We start from the raw sequence: 4,374 nt of genomic DNA, 5'->3' as shown, positions 1-4,374 counted from the left end.
CTAGAAAGTTTTACTCGTTCAAGGCCGAATTTGAAGTCTTTTCTGAACGAAACCCCCTACTATCTGTGGTCAAGGTTCAGTTTTTAGCTTGATTATCGCTTTTTCCATTGTAGCTTAAAGCCGTCCTAAAAGGACGGGGTTTTAACCCAAATTTTCGATCAGTGAATAATATTACTTAAAACTCATGACCTTAGTTAGTGAATAGTGGTTAGTGGTTAGTGGTTAGTGGTCACTAGCCTCTTCTAGCTGATAACTGATAACTGATTGAGTCCTAGCATAAAAACTAAAAAAAACTCGAAAAATTAATAATAATTTAAATAATTTGAGTGCTTGAGAATAATTCAGATTTTTGCTGATAGCTAAACCCTGACGGCTGGCAAAATAACAGAAATTCTTAAGAAGCTAAAGGGTTTAAATCCCCAGAGAGAGCATTGTAGAATGAAGCGGTTAGTTATCTACTAGAAGATAGGACTTTTCCGTCCTAGGGAGACAATTCTATTGAAATCTTTAACCCAAATTGCCAAGGAGACTGAGTTTTAATGTCTGTTAATTTTCTGGGAGTTGGTTTGTTTCACCCTCTCCTTACCCCTTATCTCGCCCTCCATATTCCTGACGGCTTTTTGAGTCCATCGGTGAGTCTATTTACTTGGATAATTGCCGTCGTCCTGATTAGCTTTTCTCTCAAAAAAGTGCGCGGTCACTACGCTGAACGGGCTGTACCTTTGATGGGAGTTTGTGCCGCCTTTATTTTTGCCGCCCAGATGATTAATTTTCCCATTCCGGGGGGAACCTCCGGACATTTATTAGGGGGGACTCTTGCGGGGGTTTTACTCGGTCCCTGGGCGGGTTCTTTGGTGATGGCGGTGGTTTTTATCGTTCAAGCTTTATTTTTTCAAGATGGCGGTTTAACGGTTTTAGGGGCGAATATCGTCAATATGGGTTTGATCGGGACGTTTGGCGGTTATTATCTCTATCTGGGGATTAGAAAAGCCCTCGGTTTTAATAGTTGGCGCAGTATGGCGATCGCTGTTGCCCTGGCCGCTTGGACAAGTGTGGTGGTGGCGGCGTTGGCTTGCGCCCTGCAATTGGCTTTATCTGGCACTGTACCGCCTTTAGTCGCCCTTTTTGCCATGTTATCTTGGCATATCCTCATCGGCATCGGGGAAGCGGTGATTACCGTTTTCGCTGTCGGTTATATCTGGCGAACCCGTCCCGATCTTCTCTACGATCCGCCCCATTCCCTTAATACCTCTGTTCCATCTTCCTACGCTTCTCGTCAATAAAGCAATTAATTCGATGAATATTCGCAGAAATAGCCAATTTTTTCTGATTGGCCTAGTATATTCCCTAATTATCGCCGTTTTTCTTTCTCCCTTTGCCAGTCCCGATCCCGACGGACTCGATCGAGTGGCGGAAGACTTGCAATTTAGCAAAAAAGAAGACCCTAACGCCCTAGGTAGTCAATTACCTTTCGCCCGAATTTTTGATGGTTATGCCCTCAAAGGTGTTCCCGAAGGTGTCGCCACTCCCCTGGCCGGTTTTCTGGGAACTCTTGCCACTTTCGGCATCGCTTGGGGTATCGGTAAATTAGTGATTGCAAAATCCCAAAATCAGGAATAAGGATATGGGAGTCGAGAAGTGGGGCATTTAGCTGAAATTTCCCTAAACCCCTATATCCCTATATCCCTTTTCTAACTGATAACTGATAACTGATAACTGATCACTGATAACTGAATAAATGCTACACATTGCCACTTTTTCTCGCGACAATGAGGGACAAAATTTCGGTTTTTGGCAGAGACTCGCGCCCCATACCCGGGTTTTAGTTACTCTTTTGTTAGTTTTTGCCACAGCCTTAACGCCGAATGGTAGTTGGGGAACTTGGGGGATTTACGGATTAGGATTAATTATTTTAATTCTGATCAGTCGGGTGAGTATTGCCGTACTTTTACAAAGAGTAGCGATCGAATTTGTCTTTATCGGTGTGGTTTTATTGGGAACTCTTTTTCGCGATGGCGGGGAAATTCTTTGGTCTTGGGGATTTTTGCGGGTAACTAGCGAGGGATTGCTGGTGTTAGGCAGTGTGGCCCTAAAAGCTTTTCTCTGTCTTTGTACGGTCAATATTCTGGTTTTAACGACAGCGATTCCTGACCTGTTGCAAGCATTAGTTACCCTAAAAACCCCCCCTTTATTGGTGGCAATTTTGGCTTCTATGTACCGTTATCTAGCTGTTTTGATCGCTGAATTTAATTCCATGCGAAGGGCAGCAATTGCGCGCAATTTAATGAGTAGTCCCCGATGGCAACGGTTGCTAGTGGGACACATGATCGGCGCTTTATTTATCCGTACCTACGAACGTGGCGATCGCATTTATCAAGCCATGTTATCGAGGGGTTACACTGGTTCCTTGCCTTCTGTACAGGTTCCCCAAAGCAAGCTGAACGATTATCTCGCTATAATTGGCACAGTAATTCTGATCCTCTGGGGTCAAATGGTACATCTACTCAGATAAAAGTCTCGTTTTTCATGCACCACAACCCGATTTTTATTGAAAACCTAGTTTATACCTATCCTGACGGCACAGAAGCGTTAAAAGGTATTAATTTAGCCATTGAAGCTACGGAAAAGGTGGCTTTGGTCGGGGCCAATGGATCGGGAAAATCCACCTTATTATTGCATTTTAACGGTATTCTCCCGCCGCAAACGGGTAAAATCACCGTCGGTCCCTACCAAGTTAAACCGGAGAATTTAGAAAATATCCGCAATTTTGTCGGTTTAGTCTTCCAAAACCCCGACGATCAGCTATTTATGCCCACTGTCTGGGAAGATGTGACTTTTGGCCCGATGAATCAGGGAATTCGCGGAGAGGATTTAAACCATCGCTGTCATCATGCTTTACACGCGGTGGGATTGGATTCCAAGCATTACGGTAAGAGAAACAGTCAGAATCTATCGGGGGGTGAAAAAAAACGCGTGGCGATTGCGGGGGTTTTAGCCATGTTGCCGCAGGTCTTAGTTTTTGATGAACCTAGCGCCCAACTGGATCCCCGATCCCGTCGGCAATTAATACAACTGTTAGCCACTTTACCCCAAACCCAAGTCATCGCCACCCATGATCTCGATCTGGCTTTAGAACTATGCGATCGCACGGTGGTTTTAAGTCGTGGTCAGGTGGTGGGAGAGGGAGAAACCGCTAAGATTTTAAGTAATCGGGAATTTTTGGAACAACACGACCTGGAAATACCCCTTTGTTATAGTCGTCCCTACTGTGCGATCGCTGATGCGCCCTCACAAGTCAGTGATCAGTGATCAGTTATCAGATGTGAGTTTTCAGTTCACCGATTACTGTTTACTGATCACTGAAAAAAAGCTCCCTTTTCCCCTCTCATAGACAGTCTTAACGAGTGATTGAGATAGTCAACAGCTTACCGCTACTTAGCGGTTAATTTTTGGGATTCTAAGGGAGAATGATGTAATAACATTAATTGATTTTCTTGTAAGATTTCGATAGCATAAGCAAGGCCAGAAGTATCGCTAAATTCAACTTCAAAAACATTTGGCTCATAGACTTCTACAATTGTTCCCACTTGCCCGCGATATAATCCCAATTGGGGTAAGTCTTCTAATAAAGCAATCACATCTAAGAGTTTCATTTCATTATCTCCTTAAAGTACATAACAAGTAACTAAACGGGAAAAATTCTCATCATTTCTGATTATCTAAACACTCTGAATAATAGCTGTTTTGTTTTGATGATTCAGGGGAAAGTCAATAATCTTTTGTCCATATTGATTGATTTTATCGGGAATAGCATTACAGGTTTTAACGGCTTCTAAGAGTGCGTTTTTAAGAAATTGAACGTCATCAATATCTAAGTTTAAGGCGGATTTAAAAACACGGGCTTTATGCCGTCCATCGGCATGATTTAGATTTAGGGAATAACCAGTTAGTTTGTGATCATCTATGATGGTACTTTCAGGATGAGGCAGTTTCACTTCCAACAAAAAACTCGGCTCTCTTGGTTTGGTTAGATTAAATGTAGCCTAGCATCTACTTTTCTGTTCGGTTATCCCGAGAGAATTAAGGATAAACTGATGTCTGATGCACAATTTGGAGATTTATTATCGGTTTCTTGCATAGAAGAGAGGACAAAAGCGAGAAAGTCTGACCGAAAATTTGGGTACAAGCCCCGCCCTTTAGTGTAGGGTCGGGCGGCTTTAAATAAATATGTATTGTCAACTTAAAGAATTTTGTGTTAAGATATTGATAGTGGGTCAAGCAGTGTCAAAATGTTTGTACTAGAATACAAAGTTAAGCCAAAACCTAATCAGATAGAAGCCATTAATGAGGCAATACGGACAACCCAATTTGTTC

Annotated in this window: 6 protein-coding genes and 1 pseudogene; 5 read left to right on the top strand and 2 right to left on the bottom strand. The window is 42.7% G+C overall.

Features of this window, described 5'->3' with window-relative positions; all coding sequences use genetic code 11:
* The first annotated feature begins 539 nt into the window (after nt 1–539).
* From BGL89_RS10400 to BGL89_RS10385, 4 genes are all read left to right on the top strand, one after another.
* On the top strand, nt 540–1,283 hold the full coding sequence (locus BGL89_RS10400) for an energy-coupling factor ABC transporter permease (RefSeq protein WP_286825652.1): 744 nt from the start codon (nt 540–542) through the stop codon (nt 1,281–1,283).
* Between the two features lie 13 nt (nt 1,284–1,296).
* On the top strand, nt 1,297–1,620 hold the full coding sequence (locus BGL89_RS10395) for a PDGLE domain-containing protein (protein ID WP_286825651.1): 324 nt from the start codon (nt 1,297–1,299) through the stop codon (nt 1,618–1,620).
* A gap of 118 nt (nt 1,621–1,738) precedes the next feature.
* Nucleotides 1,739–2,512, top strand: a complete 774-nt coding sequence (cbiQ, locus tag BGL89_RS10390) for a cobalt ECF transporter T component CbiQ (RefSeq protein WP_286825650.1) — start codon at nt 1,739–1,741, stop codon at nt 2,510–2,512.
* A 14-nt stretch (nt 2,513–2,526) separates the two neighbouring features.
* Entirely contained in the window at nt 2,527–3,309 is a 783-nt protein-coding gene (locus BGL89_RS10385) for an energy-coupling factor ABC transporter ATP-binding protein (protein WP_286825649.1), read from the top strand.
* 122 nt (nt 3,310–3,431) lie between these two features.
* Here the strand turns inward: BGL89_RS10385 and BGL89_RS10380 are convergent, their stop codons facing one another.
* Together BGL89_RS10380 and BGL89_RS10375 are read right to left on the bottom strand one after the other, a co-directional pair.
* Nucleotides 3,432–3,653 (bottom strand): DUF4926 domain-containing protein, encoded by a 222-nt coding sequence (locus tag BGL89_RS10380; RefSeq protein WP_286825648.1) that lies wholly within the window; start codon nt 3,651–3,653, stop codon nt 3,432–3,434.
* 66 nt (nt 3,654–3,719) lie between these two features.
* Nucleotides 3,720–3,995, bottom strand: a complete 276-nt coding sequence (locus tag BGL89_RS10375) for a DUF6883 domain-containing protein (protein WP_353737678.1) — start codon at nt 3,993–3,995, stop codon at nt 3,720–3,722.
* Between the two features lie 294 nt (nt 3,996–4,289).
* Between BGL89_RS10375 and BGL89_RS10370 the strand changes: the two are divergent.
* Nucleotides 4,290–4,374 (top strand): annotated as a pseudogene (locus tag BGL89_RS10370) (transposase); the annotation flags it as partial.

It is taken from the genome of Microcystis sp. LSC13-02, from assembly GCA_002282935.1.
Taxonomy (GTDB): Bacteria; Cyanobacteriota; Cyanobacteriia; order Cyanobacteriales; family Microcystaceae; genus Microcystis.
Note: the sequence above shows the minus strand (reverse complement) of the source record. Positions and strands in the feature narration are given on the sequence as shown.

Coding starts and splice junctions, on each gene's coding strand:
- BGL89_RS10400 (WP_286825652.1), top strand. CDS start 540: ATGTCTGTTAATTTTCTGGGAGTTGGTTTGTTTCACCCTCTCCTTACC.
- BGL89_RS10395 (WP_286825651.1), top strand. CDS start 1,297: ATGAATATTCGCAGAAATAGCCAATTTTTTCTGATTGGCCTAGTATAT.
- cbiQ (WP_286825650.1), top strand. CDS start 1,739: ATGCTACACATTGCCACTTTTTCTCGCGACAATGAGGGACAAAATTTC.
- BGL89_RS10385 (WP_286825649.1), top strand. CDS start 2,527: ATGCACCACAACCCGATTTTTATTGAAAACCTAGTTTATACCTATCCT.
- BGL89_RS10380 (WP_286825648.1), bottom strand. CDS start 3,653: ATGAAACTCTTAGATGTGATTGCTTTATTAGAAGACTTACCCCAATTG.